This is a genomic window from Lysobacter sp. F60174L2, from assembly GCF_052547135.1.
On sequence record NZ_JBQWRA010000001.1, the window covers coordinates 363,483 to 387,091 of the forward strand.

The window sequence follows — 23,609 nt, forward strand, 5'->3', positions numbered from 1 at the left end:
CGTATCCTTACCCGTCTACTGTTCCGTGGACGAAGGAGACCGGCGTGGCACGCAGCAAGACCCTGAAGCTGGCAACGTTCAACGTAAATGGCATTGCTACGCGCCTGCCGCATCTGCTCGCGTGGCTGGAGAAGGAACAGCCCGACATCGTCGCGCTGCAGGAGCTCAAGACCGTGGACGCGGCGTTCCCGGTCGCCGAGCTGGAGGCGGCGGGCTACGGTGCAATCTGGCACGGGCAGAAGTCCTGGAACGGCGTGGCCCTGCTGGCGCGCGACGCGGTGCCGGTGGAAAGCCGGCGTGGCCTGCCGGGCGATGCCAACGACGGGCAGAGCCGTTACATCGAAGCGGCCATCCACGGCATCGTCGTGGCCGGTCTGTACCTGCCCAACGGCAATCCACGGCCCGGCCCCAAGTTCGACTACAAGCTCGCCTGGATGGAGCGCCTCATTCGCCATGCCAGTACGTTGGTGGACCTGCCGCATCCGACGGTGCTGTTGGGCGATTTCAACGTGATCCCGAGGGACATCGATGTCTATGACCCCAAGGCCTGGCGCAAGGACGCGCTCATCCAGCCGGAGGTGCGGGCGGCGTTCGAGCGACTGCTGGCGCAAGGCTGGACGGATGCGCTGCGGCAGGTCGCCGGTGACGAGGTGATCTACACGTTCTGGGACTACTTCCGCCAGCATGCCGAACGCGACCGCGGGTTGCGGATCGACCATCTACTACTCAACCCCGCGCTCGCGAAGAACCTCAAAGACGCCGGCGTCGACCGTTGGGTGCGGCTGCAGCCGAAGGCCAGCGATCACGCACCGACCTGGATCACCGTTCGCGTCCCACCCGCTGCCTGATCCTCCCGGCCATCGCCTGGAACACCCCGTCGCGATACACCCACGCATGCAGCAGCGCCGCCGACAGGTGCAGCAGCACGGTAGCGAACAGCAGGTAGGCCAGCCAGCCATGCGCGGCACGCAACGCGGCGTACAGGGTCACGTCCTGCGGCAGGATCGGCGGCAACGCGAACGACGGCGACATCTGCACCGGGTAACCGCCGGCGGACAGCATCGCCCAGCCGATCAGCGGCATCGCCAGCATCAATCCGTACAGAAGCCAGTGCGAGGCGCGGGCCGCGGTCTTCTGCCAGTGCGGCAACGTCGAGGGCAGCGCGGGCGGGCGATGCCGCATCCGGTTGCGCAGCCGCAGCACGACCAGCAGCAGGATCGCGATGCCGAGCGGGCGGTGCAGGTCGATCAGCCACGGTCGTGCCGAGATCGACGTGACCATGCCGACGCCGATGAACAGCATCGACACGATCATCGCCGCCATCGACCAGTGCAGCCAGCGCGCGGTCGGGTTGAAGCGGGTCGGGATATTCATCGGGTCGGCTCCGTACCGGTGGCGGCATCACCGCGGCCGAGCGCGATCTCGCGCTGGCGGCGGTTGAAGGACTGCGAGTAGGCCGCCGAGCGGGTGGCGAGGATCGGGTCGCCGGATGCGGCGACGCCCGGCGGCAGGATCAGCGGGTCGAAGTTGACGTCGCGGCATTCGCCGGTCGCCTGTGGCTCGGCGTGGACCAGGGTCAGCGTGCCGGCAACCACCTGCTCGCGCGTGTCGGGCCAGGGTTGCGACGGGTCGTCGACCGCGTCGCCGGGCGCGGCCAGCGTCACCACCATGTCCCAGTGCACTGGGCCATGCGCCAGCCGCGTGTGCAGGTCGGCGGCGAGGAAGTCGGCATCGGCGCGTTCGCGTTCTTCGGCGTCCAGTGCGTGGAACGGCAGGCGTGGCTGCATCGACCAGCGGACAAACCGCTCGGTGCCGTCGGCGTCGATGAAGCGGAACGCGTTGACGCTGTTGTATTGCGTATTCGCCCAGCTGTCGGACCACGGCGCGGTCTTCGCCCACTTCCCGAATTCACGGGCTTGCGGATGGGCGGCGAGGAACGCTTCCATGGCGACGGGGTCCGGCTTTCCGGTCGCCGGATCCGGGCGCTTGGCGAGGATCTGCTGGTGGAACGCCTGCGGCGTCGCCACGGCGAAGAACGGGAAGCTGTTCATCGCCATGCGCCATTGCGGTTCACCGGGGCCGCCGAACTGCAGCGCCATGCTGCGTACGCGCGCGGTGTTGTCGGCGCCGTGCGGGTTGGGCCCACCGATCGAGAACCGGCCCAGCACCGGCACGGGCGTGCCGGAAAATGCGCGTGCGCTCGACAGCGCCTGTCCCTGCGGCGTGCCGCGGAACGTGCCGCTGACGCAGACGCCCTTGGCATGGTTGCGGCGGAAGCCCGGATGCGCGGGGCCATTGGCTTCCATCGCGCCGACGATGCGTTGCGCGGTCAGCCGGTCGCCGCCGATCCAGCCGGCGGTCCAGGCGAACGCGCTGGCGGAACCCAGCGCGATGGCGCCGATGCCGGCCAGCGCGGCCAGTTGCCGGCGCCGTTCGCGCTTCGCGATTGCAGCCGATGTGTCGACCGGCGGGACTACGGACGGACGGTGAGGGTCTGATTCGTTCATTGCACGCTCGGTGGTGGAATCCAAGGTGTGACGAGCCGCACGGGGATATATTCCCTACAAGCGGCACGCGTGCCGGCTTGGGAATAAACCGCGCGCCCACGCGTCCCACGCCCATGAACCCGCGTCCGCGCCACACGCCCGCCATCGACCCATCCCCCAATCCGCCCCGCACCGTGGATGTCTGCGCCATGGATGAACTGGATGAGGACCGCCTGCATGCACTGATCCCGCGAATGCGGCAGTTCGCACGCGCACTCACGCGTGACGGCACGGCGGCCGATGACCTGGTCCAGGCCGCGCTGGAGCGAGCGCTACGGGCGTGGTCGTCGCGCAGCAAGCGCGATGCGTTGCAGTCGTGGCTGTTCTCGATCCTGTACCGGCAATTCATCGACGAGCAGCGGCGAGCCAAACGCTGGCGGCGCGTGCTCGACGTGGTAGGCGTGGCCGATGAACCGCATGCGCCATCGGCCGAGCGGGTCAACGAGGGGCGCGACGCGCTGGCGGCGTTCGCCCAACTGCCGGATGAGCAGCGCGCGATCCTGCTGCTGGTCGGCGTCGAGGGATTCAGCTACCGCGAAGTCGCGGATACGCTGGAAATCCCGATCGGTACCGTGATGTCGCGCCTGTCGCGCGCCCGCGACAGGCTGCGCCGGCTTTCCGAAGGGCGCGCGTCTACCCCTGCACTGCGGATACTCAAATGAACACTTCGGCCCCGCACCCCGACGAACTGCACGCCTATGTCGACGGCCAGTTGCCTGCCGCGCGACGCGCCGAAGTGGAAGCCTGGCTGGCCGCCCACCCCGATGATGCCGCCCGGGTGCGCGGCTGGAAGTCCGACGTCGAGGCCCTGCGCTCGGCCTGGGGCAATCCCGCCGCATTGCCGGCCGCGCCGCGGCTGGACCCGGCCCGGATCCGCCGCCTGCATGCCGGCCGCTGGACCGGGCTGGCCCGCGCGGCTGTGCTGGTGCTCGCGTTGGGACTGGGGGCCGGCGGCGGCTGGCTGGCGCGCGACGCACGCAACGGCTACGGCACCCCGCCGATGGCGGATGCGGTGACGGCCTACCGGATGCTTGCGGACCAGCAGGTGTCGATGGATTTCGAGGGCGACCGGATGGGCGGCCTGCAGGGCTGGCTCGCGCGCAACTTCAACGAAGCCGGCCGCGTGCCCGACCTCAGCTCACAGGGCTATGCCCTGCAGGGCGCGCGCATGATGTCGACGCCCGAAGGCGCGGCGGCGATGCTGGTCTACGAGGATGGACAGGGCGGCATGCTCGGGGTCTACCTGCGGCCGCGCACGCAGCGCATGCGCGATGGCGAGCGCCGCGACGGCGGCCTGATGGCGCGCTACTGGGGCCAGGGCGATACAGCGATCGCGGTGGTCAGTTCGCGTTTCGACCAACGCGCCGACGCAATTGCGCCACTGGTGCGGCGCGGCGGATAGAAGCCGTGCGTGATCGCCGGTCTCAGTCGCCGAGCAGGAACCGCAGCGGCTGGTCGATCCGCGCGCGCCATGCCGCCTCGTTGTGCCCGGCGCCTTCGAACACGCGGCTGCTCCAGTTGCCGCCCTCGACATAACCGGCGGCGCGCAGGCGCTGGTCCATGCGCTGCTGGTAGGGCGCGTAGCCGGCGTCGAGGGTCGCGGTGCCGTGGTCGAAGTAGAGCCGGTGGGTCGCCGGGTCCGGCAGGTGGTCGCCGAGCCAGTCGACCACGATGCCGTCGCCGACCGGCCAGTGGGTCGACAGCGCGCCGACGCCGCCGAACACGTCTGGGTACTCGGCGGCGGCGTACAGCGAGATCAGCCCGCCCATGCTGGAGCCCATCACGAAGGTGTCGTCGCGGCCCGGCCGGGTCCGGTACGTGGCGTCGATCCACGACTTGAGCTCGTCGACGAGGAAACGCAGATAGGCGTCGGAGATGATGTCCGCGGTCGGCAGCGGTGGCACGCCGTCGACGCCGGACGGCAGCGCGTCGCCAGCGACCGGTTTGCGCGGCATGTATTCCTGGAACCGCCGCGGAGTGTTCCAGATGCCGACCACGATCGCCTCGCGCACGGCACCTTCGGCGACCAGTCGGGTCATGGCTTCGTCGATGCCCCAGTCGACGCCGGTGTACGACAGCGCCGGGTCGAACAGGTTCTGGCCGTCGTGCATGTAGAGCACGGGGTAGCGCCTGGCCGGGTCGTCGCCGTAACCCGGTGGCAGCCAGACGTCGACATTGCGCGGCGCGACGTGGGCGGAGGGCACGTCCTGCCAGCTGTCGACGCGGCCGGTGGCGTCCAATGCCGGCGCGCGCGGTGCGTAGGCCCATTGCAGGAAGTGCGGCAGCATCCGCGCCCACGCGGCCTGGTTGTGCTCGCCGTCGGACAGCGACAGGTAGGCGATGTCGGCGCGGGTGGTGTCGGAGCCGGCGTCGCCAGCGCTCGCGACGTGGGTGCTGCGGTAGCCGAGGTCGACCAGCCCGCGCAGGTGGCGGCCATCGGGCGAGGTGTAGCCATCGATGAGGTCGCGCGCATCGTCGATCGGGTCGTTGATGCCGTCGCCGTCGCGGTCGTCGCTGTCCTCGTTGGTGCCGACGGCGAAGAAGAACTTGAGGCCGTGGCGCGCCTCGCTGCTGCCGACCATCGCCTGGGCGAGGCGGGTGCGCTGGACCGACTCGACATCGCTGCGGTCGGCGGAGATCCACAGCGACGGCGAGAACATGCCGACCCGTCCGAACACGTCCGGATACTGCCAGCCGAGGTTGAAGGCGTTGAGTGCGCCGAGCGACCAGCCGAGGATCGCGCGCGCGCCGGGGGTCGGGTTGCTGCGGTAGTGGGCATCGACGTACGGCACCAGGGTGCGGGCGACCCATTCGGAATAGTCGTGCGCGCGGGCGCCGACCGGGCCGTATTTCGTCTGCGCGACGATCGCGTGGCCGGCGCCGCGGTCGGACAGGCCGTAGGTGCCCATGCGGTCGGGCAGCATGTGGATGGCGACGACGATGACCGGCTGGATCGAGTCGTCCGCGTGCAGGCGCGCGAGGGTGTCGGCGAGGTGGACCGCTTCGGCGTCCTGGCCGTCGTTGAGGTAAAGCACCGGGTAGGCGCGGGCGCCGCTGGGGTCGTAGCCGGATGGGAGGTGGATTGCGACTTCTACCTGCTCCGGGGCGAAGGCGGTCGCGTCGAGGTGGAGGATTTCGATGGTGGCGGGCTGTGCCGTCGATTCCGCCGGTGTCGCAGGGGGCGTACTGGTCGCGGCGGTCGCGGGAAAAGCGAAGCAGGCGGCAAGCAGGGCGGTGGTCACGGGACCGGCGGTGCACTTCATGGCGTCGGGGCGACTCGCTTCGTTGTAGGAGCGACGTAAGTCGCGATCGCACGGCGATCCCGGGCAGCAGTGAAATCGCGACTTACGTCGCTCCTACACGGGTGCCGGGGTTGTCTCGTCATTGGGGCTTCGCCACAAACCGGATTGCCTGGCCGCCACCGGCCGCAAGCCGAATCGTCAACACATCGGTGCTGGTCACCTCGCGATCCTCGCGCTCGAACTCGAACGGCGCATCCTCCCAATGCGCCCCGTCACCATCGCGATAGATCTGCGCGGTGTAGGTCCTCCCCGGTTGCAGAAACGCCAACGGCACCTGCAACACCCGACCGTGCTCGTCGGTGATGCTGCCGAGATACCAGTCGTCACTGTCGCGGTCCTGCCGTGCGAAGGTCACGTAGTCGCCGACCTCGCCGTTGAGCACCTCGGTGCGCGCCCAGTCGGCGGGCACGTCCCGGATGAACTGAAATGCGTCCATGTGCTTCGCATAGTTCTCCGGCAGGTCGGCGGCCATCTGCACCGGGCTGTACAGCACCACGTACAGCGCGAGCTGCTTGGCGATCGTGGTCTGGATCGCCTGCCCGCGACCCTGCAGGCTGAGGATGCCGGGGGTGTAGTCCATCGGGCCGGACAGCATGCGGGTGAACACGAGGTTGGTTTCGTGCTCGGGCGGATTGGTCGGGTCGGCCCAGGCGCCGTACTCCATGCCGCGCGCGCCCTCGCGGCTGACCCAGTTCGGGTAGGTGCGACGCAGGCCGGTGTCCTTGATCGGCTCGTGGGTGTTGATCGCGACGTGTTGTTTCGCCGCGGCTTCGAGCACGCGCAGGTGGTGGCCGGCGTTCCACTGGCCGTCGTGCCACTCGCGCGCGATCGTGCCATCCGGCAGGCGCCGCTCGATGCCGCCGGCGTCGCAGACGTAACCGGTCTTCACCACGTCGATGCCGAGCCGCTCGTTCATCGCGAACGCGTCGGCCATCTGGTCCTCGTAGTGGCTGACCGCGCAGCCGGTCTCGTGGTGGCCGATCAGGTGCACGTCCTTCGACTTCGCGTAGGCCGACAGCGCTTCGATGTCGAAGTCGGGCGTGGCGCGGGTGAAGTCGAAGTCGTAGCCGTTGCCGAACCACTGGCCATCCCAGCCCGGATTCCAGCCTTCGACCAGCACGCCGCGGAAGCCGTTCTCGGCGGCGAAGTCGATGTAGCGCCTGGTGTTGGCGGTGGTGGCGCCGTGCTTCTTGCCGGTTGCCCAGCTTTCGGTTTCCAGGTGCAGCGACCACCAGATGCCGACGTACTTGGCTGGCTCGAACCAGCTGACGTCACCAAGCGTGTTGGGTTCGTTGAGGTTGAGGATCAGGTCGGACGATTCGTACAGCGCGGCGGCGCTGTCGGCGATCTGCAGGGTGCGCCACGGGGTGTTGAACGGCAGCGCGCGACGCACCTTCCAGCCTTCCGACGCCGGCGCCAGCTGGGCGCGGAAGCGGCGGCCGTCGGTGCGGCGCAGCCACATGCCGGCGTAGTCGACCAGCGCCGCCTCGTGGAAGGCGATGTGCAGGCCGTCGTCGGTGCGCACGGTCATCGGGGTGTGCGCGGTGGTGACCTGGTTGAGCGGGGTGCGGTTGTAGAGGTACTCGTAGCGGTTCCACTCGCCGGCCGGGATCCACCACGCGGTCGCGGGATCGGCGAGGGCGAACTCGGTCAGTTCGTCGTCGATGATGACTTCCTCGGCGGCGGCCTGTTCGGGGAACTCGTAGCGGAAGCCGATGCCGTCGTCATACACGCGGAACACGACGTCGAACGTGCGGTTGGGCGCGACGGTTTCGGTCAGGGTCGCGTGCAGCTCGTTGTAGTGGTTGCGGACGAAGCGATCCTCGCCCCATGGCTGCTCCCAGGTCTCATCGAAGCTGCGGGTCGCCTGTCCGGTGAGCGCGAGGTTGCGTTCGAGCTTGCCGCTGCCGCGCAACATGAAGCCGAGCGCGGAGGTCTCGATCACCGGCTCGCCGAAGCGCTCGACGCGGTAGCCGACGCGGCCTTCGTGCAGGTCGAGCTCGACCGTGAGCACGTCGTTGGGCGAGGCTACGGTGGCGACGGTTTCGGCGTGGGCGGTGGGCGCGAGCAGCGCGGCTGCGAGGGCGGCGGTTGCGAGGACGGTGTTTTCGAAGAGCTGGCGGAGCTGGTGCATCGAAATCGTTCCCTTGGAAATGATGGGCCGGCCGCATGACCGTGCTCCCTCTCCCGCCTGCGGGAGAGGGTTGGGGTGAGGGTGCGCGGCAGCCGGTGACGCCCGGTGCTGCGCGGTTCCTGCCATCACCCTAGCCCTCTCCCGCAGGCGGGAGAGGGGACTGGTTCGCGGCGATCACGTAGACCATCGCGGTGCGTGCGGGTAGGAGGAAGCGGCCGCTGGCGGAGTCGTACCGCGCGGCCTCACGGGGACGCGGGTCGGCGGCGGTGTCCGCGGCGTGCACGGGATGCAACGCGTAGTCCTTGCCCGCGGCCTCCGGGATCACCAGCGTCTGCGCTCGTGGCGAAACGTTGACCAGGTACAGCACCTCGGCGAACCCGGCACCCGGATAGCTGCGGCCGTCGAGGTGGCCGGCGATCACCAGCGCGTTCTGCGCCGGGCCGGTGTTGTGGAAGCGCAGGCGCTGCGCGACATCATCGGCCGTACGCAGGCGGAACAGGGTCGAGCTGTCGCGGATGCGCAGCAGGTCCTCGAACGCGCCGCGGGTGAAGGCGATCCCGCGCGCGGTCGGCTTGATCCCGCCGTTCGCCAGCAGCGGCGCCATCTGCGGCCAGCTGTCGCGGTTGTCCGGCGCCGGCGGCAGGCCGGTGCCGAAGTGGTTGTCGCCGCCGGTCCAGTCGATCCGGTTGAACCAGTCGCCCGAGTCGAAGCTGTTGCGGTCGAGCGACTTGGAGCGCAGCAGCTCGCCGCCGGCATGGAAGTAGGCGACGCCCTGGCTGAAGGCATTCAACGCGAGTGCGAGCACCTGCACCCGCGCGCGGTCGTCGCGGCTGGTGTCGGCCGGCAGCTTGAACGCGTTGACGTCGAACAGGGTCTGGTTGTCGTGGTTCTCGACGTAGTTGACGACCTCGCCGGGCTGCGCGGCGTAGCCGGCCGGCTGGCCCTTGTAGTCGAGCTGCGACATCGGGATCGTCGCGCCGGTGGCGTCGGTGATGACGTAGTCGGCGAGAGTTCCCGCCAAGCCGGCGCGGACAAGGTCGGCGGCGTGCAGCAGCGCATCGCGACTGTTTGCTTCCGCGTCGCCCGCCGGGCTGGCCGCAACCGCGTTCGGCGCGTAATGCAGGCCGTTGACGTAGCCCTGGGTAAACATCGCCGCGCCCTTGTCACCGGCGCCGCCGCGGATCGCATCGCGCGCGCGGTCGCTGAAGGTGCCGATGCCGGAGCCCTGCAGCGACAGCTGCGAGGCCTGCACGAAGCGCGCGCCGTTGGCGACCTCGCCGAAATTCCAGCCCTCGCCGATCAGGTTCACGTGGCGGCCGGCGGCTTCGTCGACGCGGACCTGCAACTGTTCCATCACCCCGCGCGGCTGGTGCCCCATCAGGTCGAAGCGGAACGAGTCGATGCGGTAGTGCTTCGCCCACAGCGCGGCCGAGTCGAGCATCAGCTTGCCCATCATCCGATGTTCGGTCGCGGTGTTGTCGCAGCAGGTCGAGGTAGTGACCTTGCCGTGTGCGTCGAGCCGCTGGTAGTAGCCGGGCACGATGCGGTCGAGCACCGAGCGCTCGACCTGGCCCGACGCGGTGGTGTGGTTGTAGACCACGTCCATGCCGACCCGCAGGCCGGCGGCGTGCAGCGCCTGCACCATCGCGCGGAACTCGCGGATGCGCACGGCGCCGTCATTGGCGTCGCTGGCGAAGCTGCCTTCGGGTGCGTTGAAGTGGTACGGGTCGTAGCCCCAGTTGAAGCAGTCGCGTGCGGCGACCGCCATCACCGCGGCCTGTTGCGCGTCGCTGTCGGGTGCGGCGGCGGGTACGTCGGGCTCGACGCAGCCGGTCTCGGGGACGGTGGCGAGATCGAACACCGGCAGCAGGTGGACATCGGTCAGGCCGGCATCGGCGAGCGCGCGCAGGTGGCGCATGCCGTCGCTGCCGGTCTCGGTGAAGGCGCGGTACTTGCCGCGGTTGGCATCGCTGACGGTCGCGTCATCGCGCGAGAAGTCGCGCACGTGCAACTCGTAGATGACCATGTCGGTCTGCGCGGCGAGTAGTGGCGGACGCGGTGCGTCGTCCCAGCCGGCCGGCTTGAGCGCGGGGACGTCGAGGTCGGCGATGTAGCTGCGCTTGGAATCGGTGGTCAGGCTGACCGAATACGGGTCGGTGACGCGGTTGCGGACCACGCCGGTGCCGGGCACGAACACGTCGACCAGGTAGGTGTAGTAGCTGCCGGTTCGGTCGGCCGGAAGCTGCAACGACCACGCGCCGGTCGCGGGGTCGAACCGCATCGGCTCGCGCGACTCCGCATCGCTTTTGCCGTTGTCGTACAAGCACAGCGACACGTCGCGCGCGGTCGGAGCCCACAGCCTGAAGCCGGTGGCATCGGCCGCGATGGTCACGCCAAGGTCGTCGATCGAGCCGGCTGCTGCGTACACGTCGTCGAGCGCGCCGGGCGACTGCAGCGTGGTGCTGGCGAGCACGTTGCCGGCGGTATCTTCGCGAACCAGCAGCAGTTGCCGGCGCAGCAGGCCCGGGACGCGCGCGGTGTCGGTCGAGGCCAACGCCAGCACCACGCCGTCACCGATGAACCTGAAGCGCTGCGCGAGCGCGGTCGGCACGGCACCGGGGGAAACCTTCAGCTCAACCGCGCCATCGGCGCCATTCACCGCACTTCCAACATTAGCGGCGATGCCGCCGTCGGCCGCGTGGTACAGCCTGAATCGCGAACCGTCGCCCGCCACCTGCCCCGGCCATTGCAGCAGTTGCCGGTCAAGCCAGTACGCACTCGCACCGGTCGGCGAATCCGGCGCCGCATGCAGCACGGTCGCGAACGCCCCGGCATCGCAGGCGGCGGTGTCCAGCGTCGCGGCGATGCCCGGTGCGGCGAGTCCGCCAACCACCGCGAAAGCCAGCGCCGCGGCCAACCGGCGCAGGCGCTGGACTCGGAACGGAAACGGGTCAGGCGGCGTCATCGCGCTGGTGCGTCCTCAGTCGAGCCCGGCGAAGAACACTCCACGCGCGGGCATGTGCAGTTGGCGGCCGTCGACGCGGCCGGCGAGCCCACCGTGGTCGTCGATCGCGCGCGGCTCGAACCCATCCGGCAGCGTCCACTGTGCGGCGTCGGCCGACAGGTTGAACGCGACCAGCAACCGCTCGCCCCGTGCCTCACGGGTGAACGCGAGCACCGGTTCCGGCGCATCGATGAACGCGATATCGCCGCGCACTAGCGCTGGCAATGACTCGCGCCAGCGCAGGAAGCGGCGGGTGGCGTTGAGCACGGAGCCGGGATCGGCATCCTGCGCGGCGACGCTGCGCGCGCGGTGCTCGGCCGGGATCGGCAGCCACGGCGGGCTGTCGGTAAAGCCGGCCTGCGCGCTGTCGTCCCACGGCATCGGCGTGCGGCAGCCGTCGCGGCCCTTGAAGTTTGGCCAGAACGAAATGCCATAGGGATCCTGCAGCGCCTCGTACGGCACGTCGGCTTCGGTCAGCCCCAGCTCCTCACCCTGGTATAGGCACACCGAGCCGCGCAGCGAGCACACCAGCGCGACTAGCTGGCGCGCGAAGTCGTCGTCGCCGGCGCCGCCCCAGCGGGTGGTCGCGCGCATCACGTCGTGGTTGGACACCGCCCAGCACGGCCAGCCATGCGGCATGCGGGTCTCGATGTCCTCGACGGTCGCGCGGATGTAGGCGGCGCTGAAGTCCTCGACCAGCAGCTCGAAGCTGTAGCCCATGTGCAGGCGGGTGTCGCCGACGTACTCGGCCATCGTGCCCAGCGAATCCTCCGAGGAGATCTCGCCGAGCATGGTGCTGCCGGGGTAGCGGTCGAACAGCGTCCGCAGGTCCTCCATCAGCGCCAGGTTCTCGGGCCGGGTGTTGTTGTAGTAGTGGTACTGGTAGGCGTACGGGTTGTCGGCGCTGAAGCCGCGGCCGGTGCGCAGTTCCGCCGGCTTGGCCGGGTTGTCGCGCAGCTGCTCGTCATGGAAGCAGAAGTTGATCGAGTCCAGCCGCATGCCGTCGACGCCGCGGTCGAGCCAGAACTGCAGGTTGTCGAGCATCGCCGCGCGCACGGCCGGGTTGTGGAAGTTCAGCTGCGGCTGCGACGACAGGAAGTTGTGCAGGTAGTACTGCTCGCGCCGCGGCTCCCACTTCCACGCCGGGCCACCGAAAATCGACAGCCAGTTGTTGGGCGCGCCGCCATCGGGTTTCGGATCGGCCCAGACGTACCAGTCTGACTTGTCGTTGACGCGGTCCTGCCGGCTCTGGCGGAACCAATCGTGCTGGTCGGAGCTGTGGCTCAGCACCTGGTCGATCATGACCTTGATGCCGAGCGCGTGCGCCTTCGCCAGCAGGCGGTCGAAGTCGGCGAGCGTGCCGAACAGCGGGTCGACGTCGCGGTAGTCGGAGATGTCGTAGCCGAAGTCGGCCATCGGCGACTTGAAGAACGGCGAGATCCAGATCGCGTCGACGCCGAGGCTGGCGACGTAATCGAGCCGGTCGACGATGCCGGGCAGGTCGCCGACGCCATCGCCATCGGTGTCGAGGAAGCTGCGCGGGTAGATCTGGTAGATCACCGCGCCGCGCCACCAGTCGAGCGCGCGCCCGGCCGCCGCTGTCACCGGGTTGCTTGCCACCAACCCGCCCGTCGTCGCACTCGTCGCCATTCGCGTTCCCATGAATCGATCGGTCACCGGCGCTCACCACCGGCGTGGTGGCACTATTCCATGCCTCGCGATGCAGCATGTTGCCGTGTCATGCACTGTCCGGATGAATACGTTTGCAGACGGAATGTGCAGTGGTAGCGGTGACTACCATGGGGTCCTGGCCAACCAGGCTCGACGAAGACGGGACCACGCTCGATGAACCAGAAACCGCAGCTGTCGTTCTGGCAGATCTGGAACATGTGCTTCGGCTTCCTCGGCATCCAGTTCGGGTTCGCCCTGCAGAACGCCAATGTCAGCCGGATCTTCCAGACCCTCGGCGCGTCGATGGACGACATCCCGATCCTGTGGATCGCCGCGCCGCTGACCGGGTTGATCGTGCAGCCGGTCGTCGGCTACCTGTCGGATCGCACCTGGACCGGCTTCGGCCGTCGCCGGCCGTACTTCCTGATCGGTGCGGTGCTGGCGACGCTGGCATTGTTCGCGATGCCCAACTCGCCGTCGCTGTGGATCGCCGCCGGCATGCTGTGGGTGCTCGACGCCTCGCTCAACATCTCGATGGAGCCGTTCCGCGCGCTGGTCGGCGATCAATTGCCGGTGCGCCAGCGGCCGACCGGCTACGCGATGCAGAGCTTCTTCATCGGCGTGGGCTCGGTGGTCGCGAGCCTGCTGCCGTTCCTGCTCGCGCACTGGGGCGTGGCCAACACCGCCGGCCCCGGCGAGGTGCCCGACACGGTGCGCTACGCGTTCTATTTCGGCGGCGTGGTGCTGCTGGTCGCGGTGCTGTGGACGATCCTGCGCACCCGCGAGTACCCGCCGGAGCAATTGAAAGCCTGGGACCAGGCGCCGCCGCTGGTGCAGCGCCATTCCGATCCGCGCGCGGCATGGCGGCCGGCGCTGGCGTGGCTGGCGGTCGGCCTCGTCGCGATCGCGCTGGTCGCCGGCTTCGGCCTCGACAAGCAGCTGTACATCCTCGCCGGGCTGATCGCGTTCTACGGCGCCGCGCTGCTGGTGCGCACGCGTATCGGGGGCGGCGGCGCGTTCAGCAGCATCCTCGACGACCTGCGCGACATGCCGACGGCGATGCGCCGGCTCGCGGTGGTGCAGTTCTTCTCGTGGTTCGGGCTGTTCTCGATGTGGTTGTTCGCGACCGCCGCGGTCACCGGCGTCCACTTCGGCAGCAGCGACACCACCTCGGCGGCCTACAACGAGGGCGCGAACTGGGTCGGCGTGCTGTTCGCCGCCTACAACGGCTTCGCCGCACTCGCCGCGGTCGTCATCCCGTGGATGGTGCGGCACTGGGGCCTGCGCGTGAGCCACCTGCTCAACTGCGCGCTCGGCGGCGCCGGGCTGCTGTCGATGCTGGTGATCCGCGACCCGATCTGGCTGCTGGCGTCGATGGTCGGCGTCGGCTTTGCCTGGGCGTCGATCCTGTCGCTGCCGTACGCGCTGCTGTCGGACAGCGTGCCGGCGGCGAAGATGGGCGTGTTCATGGGCATCTTCAATTTCTTCATCGTGATCCCGCAGCTGGTCGCGGCCAGCCTGCTCGGGTTCCTGCTGAAAACGTTCTTCGGCAACGAGCCGATCCAGGCGTTGATGATCGGCGGCGTGAGTTTGATCGTGGCGGGCCTGTGCGTGCTGCGGGTGCGCGAGCCGGGCGCTGAATTGGCCGAAGGGGAGACCGCATGAGCATCCGTGTTCTTTCGATCGCGCTGATCGCCGGGCTGGCCGCCGGCTGCGCGCATGAGCCCTCATCCGCTGCACCGTCGCCGGCCGCGCCGGTGGCCGACTACTACGGCACCACCGAACCGTTCGCCGCCAACGCGGTGTACTTCGTGGTCACCGACCGCTTCGTCAACGGCGATCCATCCAACGACCAGCGCGGGCAGGGTGGGTCGGATCCGGCGCTTCGGACTTTCGACCGGCCGACCCCGGGCGCGGAGGCCCACGGCGGCAACATCGGCTACCTCGGCGGCGACTTCCGCGGCCTGCTCGACAACGCCGGCTACATCGCCGACATGGGCTTCGGCGCGGTCTGGCTGACCCCGATCGTCGACAACCCGGACGAAGCCTTCACCGGCGGCGACCCGCTCGGCTCGGACGCGTTCTTCAAGGACCGCGGCAAGACCGGCTACCACGGCTACTGGGGGGTCAACTTCTTCGAGCTCGACGAACACCTGCCGAGCGCCGGCCTCGACTTCGCCGGGCTGGCCGCGGGGCTCGATCAACACGGCCTGCAGACCGTGCTCGACATCGTCGCCAACCACGGCTCGCCGTCGTTCACGATGCCGGCCGACCAGCCGAAGTACGGCGAGCTGTACGACGCCGACGGCACGCTGGTCGCCGACCATCAGAACCTCGCGCCGGAAGACCTCGATCCCGATGGCAACCCGCTGCACGCGTTCTTCCACGACGAGCCCGACCTCGCCCAGCTGTCCAATATCGACGACACCAACCCGGCGGTGCTCGACTACTTCGTGCGCGCGTATTCGCAATGGATCGAGCAAGGCGCCGACGCGTTCCGGATCGACACCATCCGCCACGTGCCGCACCCGTTCTGGAAGGCCTTCAGCGACCGCATCCGGGCCGAGCACCCGGGCTTCTTCATGTTCGGCGAGGCGTTCGACCACGAGGCGGCCAACATCGCGCCGCACACCTGGCCGGAGAACGGCGGCGTCAGCGTGCTCGACTTCCCGCTGAAGGCCGCGCTGCAGGAGGTGTTCGGCGGCGCCGGGGCGGGTTACGAGGCGTTGGCCGATGCGCTGTACCTGGTCGACGGCCCGTACACCAACCCGTACGAACTGATGACGTTCTACGACAACCACGACATGCCGCGCATGGACGCCAGCGACGCCGGCTTCATCGACGCCCACAACTGGCTGTTCACCGCGCGCGGCATCCCGGTCATCTACTACGGCTCGGAAACCGGCTTCATGCGCGGTGCCGGCGAGCACGAAGGCAACCGCAACTACTTCGGGCAGGAGCGCATCGACGCCGCGGTCGGTAACCCGATCCGCGAGCAGCTCAAGCGCATAGCGCAGGTACGCGCGGCGTCACCGGCGCTGCAGCGCGGGTTGCAGCTGAACCTCGTGCTCGATCGCGACCGCGCCGTGTTCTACCGCGTCCATCAGCACGCCGGCGAACACCAGGTCGCGCTGGTGCTGCTCAACAAGGGCGACGCGCCGGCGGATTTCGAGGTGCGCGACTACCTGGAGGCGGGCACGTGGCAGGGCGCGATCGGCGGCGGCGCGGTCGAGGTGGCGGAAGGCGGCCAGCTGTCGGCGACGGTGCCGGCGCACGGAGCCGAGGTCTACCTGCTCGACGCGACGGTGACCCGGCCGGACCTGCAGGCGGAACTCGCCCGGCTGATGGCCGGCGCCCGCCGCGGACCCGGTCCCTGATTCATCAGCGGATCCTGCGTTCCCCCGCACACGCCGAATGTAGGAGCGACGTAAGTCGCGACCCGCCGAACCCGGCAAGCGCCTCGCCAGCCGCTTGCGGAGGGACTACCCGAAGTTGCTTCGGGCACGACGCCAGCGTTCGACGATCCGAATCCTTCGGCAACGATGTGCAGGTCGCGACTTACGTCGCTCCTACACAATGCAGAGCGATGATCAGCCGCTGTCGCAACTCGAACGCCGCACCACCAGCTTCGCCGGCAGGGTGAAGCTTTCCACCGGCTGCTCCTGCACCTGTTTCATCAGGGTCTCGACCAGCAGGGTGCCGGCGCGCGAGGTGTCCTGCGACACCGTGGTCAGCGCCGGGCTGGCCGAGCGCGCGGTCGGCAGGTCGTCGAAGCCGACCACCGCGACATCGCGTGGCACCTGCAGGCCGGCCTCGGCGAACGCGCGCATCGCGCCGATTGCGATCAGGTCGCTGGCGGCGAACACCGCATCGAACGCCACCCCGCGACCCAGCAGCTCGCGCGCGGCGGCGTAACCGTCGTCCTCGGCGCTTTGCGCATCGACCTGCAACGCCGGGTCGAGCACCAGTCCGGCCGCATGCAGCGCGGCGTCGCAGCCCTGGTAGCGATCGAAGAATTCCGGGTAGTGGCGCGAGGCGTCGCCGAGGAACGCGATGCGGCGATGCCCCAGGCCGGCCAGGTGCTCGCCGACCAGTTGCCCGCCATGGAAGTTGTCGCAGCCGATCGACAGTCCCGGCTGGTCCGGCAGCACCGCACCCCAGCGCACGAAGTGGGTGCCCTGTTCGACCAGCTTCTGCAGTTTGCCGCGGTAGCTCAGATAGTCGCCGTAGCCGAGCAGGATCAACCCGTCGGCCTTCATGCTGTCGGCGTAGTCGGCGTGCCAGTCGTCCGACAGTTGCTGGAACGACACCAGCAGGTCCTGCCCGGCGCGCGCGCAGGCGCGGGTGATCGAGCCGAGCATCGACAGGAAGAACGGGTTGATGTGCGAGTCGTCCGGGGTCGGGTCCTCGAACAGCAGCAGTGCCAGCGTGCCGGAGCGCTGCAGGCGCAGGCTCGAGGCATGGCGGTCGACCTTGTAGTTGAGCTCGCGGACCGCCGCTTCGACTCGTTTGCGGGTTTCGGCATTGACCAGCGGACTGCCGCGCAGCACCCGCGACACCGTCGCCTGCGAGACGCCGGCGGCGTGGGCGATGTCGATCGACGTGGTCTTGGCGCGCTTGCGCGAGGGCGGCTGGCTCGGACTGTTCATGCGGGGCCGAGTGTATGCCGGGCGCCGGTGGACTGCACCGGCGCCCGGCTTCGCACCCGGTCAGTAGCTGACGTTGAGCTTGAGCCACGCGGTGCGGCCGGGCTCGTTGATCCGCACCGGGTCGGCCGGGTAGCCGAAGTCGGCGTTGCCGGCGAGGTTGAGGTGCTCGCCGTAGGCGCGGTCGAACACGTTGTCGACGCCGGCGGTGAGCTGCATGCCGTTGTCGAAACGGTAGCCGGCGTTGAGGGCGAGCGTGGCGAAGCCCGGGCTGGCGCCGAGGTCCTGGCCGACCACGTTGCCGTAGCCGGGGGCGACGCGGTGCTGCCCGTCGACCACCCGCAGCAGTGCGCCGGCGGTCCACTGGCCGTTGTCCCAGGCGGCGGTCAGGCGCGACTCCAGCGGGGTCATCTGCGGCAGCGGACGGTTGCTGTTCGCATCGTCGCCTCGCGCGTAGGCAAGGGTGCCGCCGAGCTTCCAATGCTCGGCCGGGCGCAGCTCCACACCGAGTTCGGCACCGCGGATTTCGGCGTCGATGTTCGACACGATGCTGCTGCCGGCCATCATGCCGTCGGCCGGGTAGTGGAACTGGATGAAGTCGTCGACGCGACCGGCGTAGGCCGATACCCAGGCGTCCGCCTTCTTGCCGCGATAGTGCAGGCCGATGTCGAGCTGGGTGGTCTTCTCGGTGTCGAGGCCGGCGAAGGCATTGGCGCCGCCCATGCCCATGCCGCCGCCGAACGCATCGGCCGAGAACAGCTCCCAGTAGTCGGGCATGCGTTCGGTATGGCCGACGCCGGCGTACCAGGTCAGTGGCCGTCCGGCGGCGTCGCGCTCGAAGCGGACGAAGCCGGCGCCGAGGGTTTCTTCGCGGGTCTGGCCGGAGGTCGGGCTCGGCATTGCGTGGCCACCGTGGCCGCCGGAAATGGTGGCGCGCTCGTCGGTGGCTTCGGCGCGGTCGAAGCGCGCACCGGCGATCCAGCGGTTGCGCTCGCCCTGGAACCAGGTGCTCTCGGCGAACGCGCCGAGGTTTTCGAAGCGCGCATCGACCGTCCACGGCTGCGCCTTGTAGGTATCGCGGCCCATGCCGTTGCGGCGGCGGTGGCGGCTGTCCTGGCCGTCGAGCCCGGCGACCAGCTCGTAGGCGTCGGCGCGCCAGGTTGCGGCGAGGCGGCCCCCGCTGGTGCGGCGCTCGACGTTGCTCGCCATCGGCATCGGCATCATGCCGTCGGGATTCGGCTCGCGCAGGCTGTAGTTGTCCATCACGTGGTCGGCGCGGTTGTGGAACAGCGTCGCCTCCAGCTCCGCCAGGTGCTCGCCGATGTTGGATTTTTCAAAGCGCAGGCTGGTGTTGTCGCGCTTGAACTGGCTGCCGTCCATGCCGCGGGTGGCGTAGCGCGACTCGCCGTCGCCGATGCCGACGCCGAGTTCCAGCAGGGTGTCGGGGTCGGGCGTCCAGCCGATCGCGGCGTCGGCGTTCCACTTGTTCCAGGCCGAGCCGACGGTGTCGCCGTTGCCATCGCGGTAGTCGTCGGATTCGGAACGGTTGGCGCTGACCCGGGCGTAGCCGATACGGTCGCCGTAGGTGGCGTCGACGACCTGGTCGTTGCGCCCGAAGCTGCCGCCCAGCAGGCTGCCGGCGGCCTTGAACGTGGGCGATTCGAAATACTCGCGGTCACGCTCGAAACGCACCGTGCCCGCCGAGGCGCCCGGGCCCCAGAGCACGGTCTGCGGACCCTTGACCACCACCAGCCGGTCGTAGGTTTCGGGCGCGACGTAGGACATCGCGTTGTCCATCCGGCTCGGGCAGGCGCCTGGCATCGCGCCGTCGTTGGTCAGCAGGTTCAGGCGCGAGCCGAACATGCCGCGCAGCACCGGGTCGCCGTTGGTGCCGCCGTTGCGCACTGCAGAGAAGCCGGGAATGGTCTTGAGGTAGTCGGCGCCGTCGCTGGCCGGCACGGGCTGGCGCGGCAGCTTGGGACTGGTGTCGAAGGTCAGCGCCGACACCGGTGCGGCGGCGGTGACGACGATCGCGTCGAGGTCGAACGGGTTGGTGGCCGGAAGGACGGCGGCATCGGCGGCCGTATCCGCGGTGGCGGCGAGGGCGAGCGGCGCGCCGAGGATCAGCAGCAGGGCGGCGGAAAGGGAGGACAGACGGATCGCCGGGGTACGGAGGATCGTCATGGCAGGGCTCCAGAAGGCAAAAGTAGGGCGTGCGGCACCGTCAGGCGCGGCGGGACGCTTGTTGGGTCTTGGTATCGGGGTGGAGCGCGCGGGCTCCGTGGACGCGGATCAGGCCGGGGTTGGCGGTCCGCGTGCGTGCAGGCCGTGCGGGCGTCGCGCGGCGTGGCCGATGGCGGCGGTCAGTGACGGCGCCGGGCCCGCGGGCGGTGCCGCGAGCAGGACGACCGGGGGTACGGTGCCGGCCAGTTGGGCCAGCAGCGGGCAGTAGGCGCAGTCTTCGTGGCCGGCGTGGCCCCGGTCGGGGGCTGCGGGTGCGTCCGGCGCGTTGCGGCCGGCGGACGCGCGATGGTGACTGTGCTCGCCGGTGTGGTGGCTGGCGCCGTCGGCACCCGTCGTCCCGCTGGTTCGGGCGCCGGCCGCCGCGGCATGCAAGCGCCCCGCGGTCGGCATCACCACCAGCGCCAGCATCGCGGCGAGGGCCAGGCGGCCGACCCAGTACTGGAACGCGCGATGCGGGCGGAAGAGGTTCTTCACGGGTGCCATTTTCTCGCATCGGCATCCGGCCGTGCTGATCCAGGTCAAGACGCCTGCGTATGGACGAGGAAGCTTGCAGCGATGGGCTTCGCGCCATCCATACGCAATGGTGTGGTCGGGCTTGACCCAAGTCAGGGCCGGCCTCCGGGCGTTCGCCTAACTTGCGGTCAACGAGAGATCCGCAACCCCAAGGAAACCCGAAGATGAAAGACCTGGTATTGCTGTTCGCACTCGCGACGGCCGCCGGTTTCACGCCGATGGCCCTCGCCAACCAGCACCACGCCGCGGTCACCCCGGTGGCCGATGTCACCTTCACCCTGAAAACGCAGATCCACGAGGGCCAGCTGGTCTTCGTCGGCGACGCCGGCGCGATCAAGGGCCAGGTCGCGCCCGACCTGAAGGTGCCCGAAGGCGCCGTGGTCGCGATCACCATCATCAATGGCGACGGCGCGATGCACGACGTCGCGGTGCCCGAGTTCGGCGCCCAGTCCGACCAGCTGGTCGGCGAAGGCGCGGCCACCACGATCGTATTCCGCGCGACCAAAGCCGGCACCTTCGAGTACCTGTGCACGATCCCGGGCCACAAGGCCGCCGGCATGTTCGGCAAGCTGATCGTCGGCGACGTGGTGGAGACCGTCAGCACCGCGGTCGACATCGCCAAGAACCCCGCCGAGGTCGGCGAGCCGGTCGGCGACCGCGCGCCCCAGCACGTGACCTACGACCTGGAAACCACCGAGGTCGAAGGCAAGCTGTCGGACGGCAGCACCTACCGCTACTGGACCTTCAACAACACCGTGCCCGGCCCGTTCCTGCGCATCCGCCAGGGCGACAGCGTCACCGTCAACCTGAAGAACGCCGAGGACAGCATCAACATCCACTCGGTCGACTTCCACTCCGTCACCGGTCCCGGCGGCGGCGCGGCGGTCACCCAGGTCGCCCCGGGGCAGACCAAGAGCTTCACCTTCAAGGCGCTGCACCCGGGCCTGTACGTCTACCACTGCGCCACGCCGATGATCGCCCACCACATCTCCAACGGCATGTACGGGATGATCCTGGTCGAGCCCGAAGGCGGGCTGGCAACGGTCGACCACGAGTTCTACGTGATGCAGGGCGAGCTCTACACCGCGCAGAAGCACGGCTCGCGCGGCTTGCAGGAGTTCTCGCTGGACAAGCTGCTCGACGAGCAGCCCGAGCACATGATGTTCAACGGTTCGATGGACGCGCTGACCAAGACCTACAACATGGAAGCGCAGGTCGGCGACACGGTGCGGATGTACTTCGGCGTCGGCGGACCGAACCTGACCTCGAGCTTCCACCTGATCGGCGAGGTGTTCGACCGGGTCTACAACCTGGCCTCGTTCACCAGCCCGCCGCTGACCGACGTGCAGACCACGCTGGTGCCGCCGGGCGGCGCGACGATGGTGGAGTTCAAGGTCGACTACCCGGGCAAGTACATCCTGGTCGACCACGCGCTGTCGCGGGCCGAGAAGGGCCTGGCCGGCTTCCTCACGGTCAAGGGCGAGGCCGACAAGGCGATCTTCGAGAGCGCCGAGCCGATCGACCACAGCTCCGGTCACTGACGCCGCGTCGCGTCATCGCAGCAAAGCCGGATCGCCATGCGCGGTCCGGCTTTTTGTTTGCCTGATCGGTCGGGACCCGCCCATGCCAACCATTGGCACCCTGCAGCGGGCCGGTTTCCCGGTCATGATCGGCCGGTTCGTCGCCGTCGTCGGCGACCCGTCACGGAGCCCGACCATGCGCCACGCCCCGCTTTCGCTGTCCCTGTCGCTGATCCTCGCCACCGGCCTCGGCGCCCTCGCCGGTTGCCAGCCGGCCACGTTGCCGGTGGCCGACGCGGCGCCCGCCGACGCCGCCGCGGTCGCCAGCGATGCCCGTTTCGAAACGGTCGCCGAATCGCTGCTGATGCGTGCGCTGGAGCGCAGCCCGGAGTGGTCGATCTACTCGGGCCGCTACGACAACGCCGCGACCCTGACCATCCCCGACGCCGCGCGCCGCGCCGACGACCTTGCGTTCGCAAAGGGGGCGCTGGCCGAGCTGGCCGCGTTCGACCCGCAGCAGTTGCCGGCGCCACAACGCATCGACCACATGCTGCTGAGCAACCAGTTCGAATCGTCGATCTGGTACCAGCAGCAGTTCCGCGACTGGAGCTGGGACCCGTCCAACTACAACGTCGCCGGCACCGTCGCGCTGCTGCTCAACACGCCGTATGCCGATGAGGACACGCGCCTGCGCACGGTGATGCAGCGGATCGAGCAGGTGCCGCAGTACTACGCCGCGGCGAAGGCGAACATCGCCGACCCGACCGCCGAGCATGTCGAACTGGCGATCGTGCAGAGCCGCGGCGCGCTCAGCGTGTTCGACGACGCACTGCGCGACCGGATCAAGGCGTCCGGTCTCGACGCCGCCGAGCAGGCGACGTTCAATGACCGTATCGACGCCACCAGCGGCGCGATCGAAGGCTGGATCGGCTGGCTCGAGGGCGAGCAGAAGCGCCTGGCCGCGAGCGGCGACGCGCGCTCGTTCCGCATCGGCAAGGACCTCTACGAAAAGAAGTTCGCCTACGACATCCAGTCGCATTACACCGCCGCCGAGCTGTACCAGCGCGCGGTCGAGGAAAAGGAATCGCTGCACCAGCGCATGGACGAGATCACCGTCCAGCTGTGGCCGAAGTACTTCGCCGATACCGCGATGCCGGATGACCGGCTGGAGCGCATCGGCCGGATGATCGACAAGCTGTCCGAGCGCCACGTCGAACGCGACGAATTCTTCGGCGAGATCAACCGGCAGATCCCGTTGCTGGCCGACTTCGTTCGCGAACACGACCTGCTCGACCAGGACGAAAGCCGCCCGCTGGTGGTGCGCGAGACCCCCGAATACATGCGCGGCGGTGGCGCCGGTGCCTCGGTCAGCGCGCCCGGCCCGTTCAACCCCACCGCCGACACCTACTACAACGTCAGCCCGCTGGACGCCTACGACGACGCGCAGGCCGAGAGCTTCCTGCGCGAGTACAACCACTGGGTGCTGCAGGTGCTCAACATCCACGAGGGTATCCCCGGCCACTACACCCAGCTGTTGCACGCCAACAAGAGCCCGAGCCTGGTCAAGAGCCTGCTCGGCAACGGCGCGATGATCGAGGGCTGGGCGGTCTACGCCGAGCGGATGATGCTGGAGCAGGGCTACGGCAACCAGGAGCCCGAGATGTGGCTGATGTACGGCAAGTGGAACCTGCGCGTGGTGACCAACGCGATCCTCGACTACGCCGTGCACGTCGATGGCATGACCGAGGAGGCGGCGATGGACATGCTGCAGCGCGAAGCCTTCCAGGAGAAGACCGAGGCGGTCAACAAGTGGCGCCGGGTGCGGCTGTCGCAGGTGCAGCTGACCAGCTACTTCACCGGCTACGCCGAGATCATGGACCTGCGCGAGCAGCGCAAGGCCGAACTCGTCGAGGTCTTCGACCTGAAGACCTTCCACAACCGCTTCCTGTCGTACGGCAATGCGCCGGTGTCGGCGATCGCCGAGTTGATGCGCGAGCAGTATCCCGCCAGGTGAACCGCGTACCTCCGG

16 protein-coding genes are annotated in these 23,609 nt (G+C 69.1%); 7 read left to right on the plus strand and 9 right to left on the minus strand.

Annotated elements, in window-relative coordinates; genetic code table 11:
• The first annotated feature begins 44 nt into the window (after positions 1-44).
• A complete protein-coding gene (gene xth / locus ACT9AS_RS01635) occupies positions 45-848 on the plus strand; it encodes an exodeoxyribonuclease III (RefSeq protein ID WP_445098378.1) in 804 nt (267 codons plus the stop codon).
• On the opposite strand, the gene ACT9AS_RS01640 is transcribed toward xth, so the two are convergent.
• Both ACT9AS_RS01640 and ACT9AS_RS01645 read right to left on the minus strand, forming a co-directional pair.
• Positions 820-1,374, minus strand: a complete 555-nt coding sequence (locus tag ACT9AS_RS01640; protein WP_445098379.1) for a cytochrome b/b6 domain-containing protein — start codon at positions 1,372-1,374, stop codon at positions 820-822. The two genes, xth and ACT9AS_RS01640, sit on opposite strands and share 29 nt — an antisense overlap.
• Positions 1,371-2,420 (minus strand): catalase, encoded by a 1,050-nt coding sequence (locus tag ACT9AS_RS01645; RefSeq protein ID WP_445099008.1) that lies wholly within the window; start codon positions 2,418-2,420, stop codon positions 1,371-1,373. The genes ACT9AS_RS01640 and ACT9AS_RS01645 overlap by 4 nt, the downstream gene beginning before the upstream one ends.
• A gap of 275 nt (positions 2,421-2,695) precedes the next feature.
• Between ACT9AS_RS01645 and ACT9AS_RS01650 the strand changes: the two genes are divergently transcribed.
• Together ACT9AS_RS01650 and ACT9AS_RS01655 are read left to right on the plus strand one after the other, a co-directional pair.
• Entirely contained in the window at positions 2,696-3,208 is a 513-nt protein-coding gene (locus tag ACT9AS_RS01650) for a sigma-70 family RNA polymerase sigma factor (RefSeq protein ID WP_445098380.1), read from the plus strand.
• Entirely contained in the window at positions 3,205-3,948 is a 744-nt protein-coding gene (locus ACT9AS_RS01655; protein ID WP_445098381.1) for an anti-sigma factor family protein, read from the plus strand. The genes ACT9AS_RS01650 and ACT9AS_RS01655 overlap by 4 nt, the downstream gene beginning before the upstream one ends.
• A gap of 22 nt (positions 3,949-3,970) precedes the next feature.
• Here ACT9AS_RS01655 and ACT9AS_RS01660 read toward each other — a convergent pair whose 3' ends face one another.
• The 4 genes from ACT9AS_RS01660 to ACT9AS_RS01675 form a co-directional block, all read right to left on the minus strand.
• Positions 3,971-5,809 carry an alpha/beta hydrolase-fold protein gene (locus ACT9AS_RS01660; protein WP_445098382.1) on the minus strand — a complete coding sequence of 613 codons (1,839 nt, stop codon included), beginning with the start codon at positions 5,807-5,809 and terminating at the stop codon, positions 3,971-3,973.
• A gap of 118 nt (positions 5,810-5,927) precedes the next feature.
• Positions 5,928-7,982 (minus strand): glycoside hydrolase family 97 catalytic domain-containing protein, encoded by a 2,055-nt coding sequence (locus tag ACT9AS_RS01665; protein WP_445098383.1) that lies wholly within the window; start codon positions 7,980-7,982, stop codon positions 5,928-5,930.
• A 130-nt stretch (positions 7,983-8,112) separates the two neighbouring features.
• Positions 8,113-10,947 (minus strand): alpha-1,6-glucosidase domain-containing protein, encoded by a 2,835-nt coding sequence (locus tag ACT9AS_RS01670; RefSeq protein WP_445098384.1) that lies wholly within the window; start codon positions 10,945-10,947, stop codon positions 8,113-8,115.
• 15 nt (positions 10,948-10,962) lie between these two features.
• Positions 10,963-12,606, minus strand: a complete 1,644-nt coding sequence (locus tag ACT9AS_RS01675; protein WP_445098385.1) for an alpha-amylase family glycosyl hydrolase — start codon at positions 12,604-12,606, stop codon at positions 10,963-10,965.
• Positions 12,607-12,831: 225 nt separating this feature from the next.
• Here ACT9AS_RS01675 and ACT9AS_RS01680 point away from each other — a divergent pair, with 225 nt between their 5' ends.
• Both ACT9AS_RS01680 and ACT9AS_RS01685 read left to right on the plus strand, forming a co-directional pair.
• Complete coding sequence (locus tag ACT9AS_RS01680; protein ID WP_445098386.1) at positions 12,832-14,322, plus strand: MFS transporter; 1,491 nt, start codon at positions 12,832-12,834, stop codon at positions 14,320-14,322.
• Complete coding sequence (locus ACT9AS_RS01685) at positions 14,319-16,034, plus strand: alpha-amylase family glycosyl hydrolase (RefSeq protein ID WP_445098387.1); 1,716 nt, start codon at positions 14,319-14,321, stop codon at positions 16,032-16,034. Before ACT9AS_RS01680 ends, ACT9AS_RS01685 begins: the two co-directional genes overlap by 4 nt.
• Before the next feature lie 213 nt (positions 16,035-16,247).
• On the opposite strand, the gene ACT9AS_RS01690 is transcribed toward ACT9AS_RS01685, so the two are convergent.
• From ACT9AS_RS01690 to ACT9AS_RS01700, 3 genes are all read right to left on the minus strand, one after another.
• Positions 16,248-17,306 (minus strand): substrate-binding domain-containing protein, encoded by a 1,059-nt coding sequence (locus tag ACT9AS_RS01690; RefSeq protein WP_445098388.1) that lies wholly within the window; start codon positions 17,304-17,306, stop codon positions 16,248-16,250.
• A gap of 60 nt (positions 17,307-17,366) precedes the next feature.
• The gene (locus ACT9AS_RS01695; protein WP_445098389.1) at positions 17,367-19,487 is read right to left on the minus strand and encodes a TonB-dependent copper receptor; all 2,121 of its coding nucleotides are present in this window, start codon (positions 19,485-19,487) and stop codon (positions 17,367-17,369) included.
• 108 nt (positions 19,488-19,595) lie between these two features.
• A complete protein-coding gene (locus ACT9AS_RS01700; RefSeq protein WP_445098390.1) occupies positions 19,596-20,021 on the minus strand; it encodes a DUF2946 family protein in 426 nt (141 codons plus the stop codon).
• Positions 20,022-20,224: 203 nt separating this feature from the next.
• Here ACT9AS_RS01700 and nirK point away from each other — a divergent pair, with 203 nt between their 5' ends.
• Both nirK and ACT9AS_RS01710 read left to right on the plus strand, forming a co-directional pair.
• Positions 20,225-21,601 carry a copper-containing nitrite reductase gene (nirK, locus tag ACT9AS_RS01705; RefSeq protein WP_445098391.1) on the plus strand — a complete coding sequence of 459 codons (1,377 nt, stop codon included), beginning with the start codon at positions 20,225-20,227 and terminating at the stop codon, positions 21,599-21,601.
• Positions 21,602-21,683: 82 nt separating this feature from the next.
• On the plus strand, positions 21,684-23,594 hold the full coding sequence (locus ACT9AS_RS01710; protein WP_445098392.1) for a DUF885 family protein: 1,911 nt from the start codon (positions 21,684-21,686) through the stop codon (positions 23,592-23,594).
• Positions 23,595-23,609 lie beyond the last annotated feature (15 nt).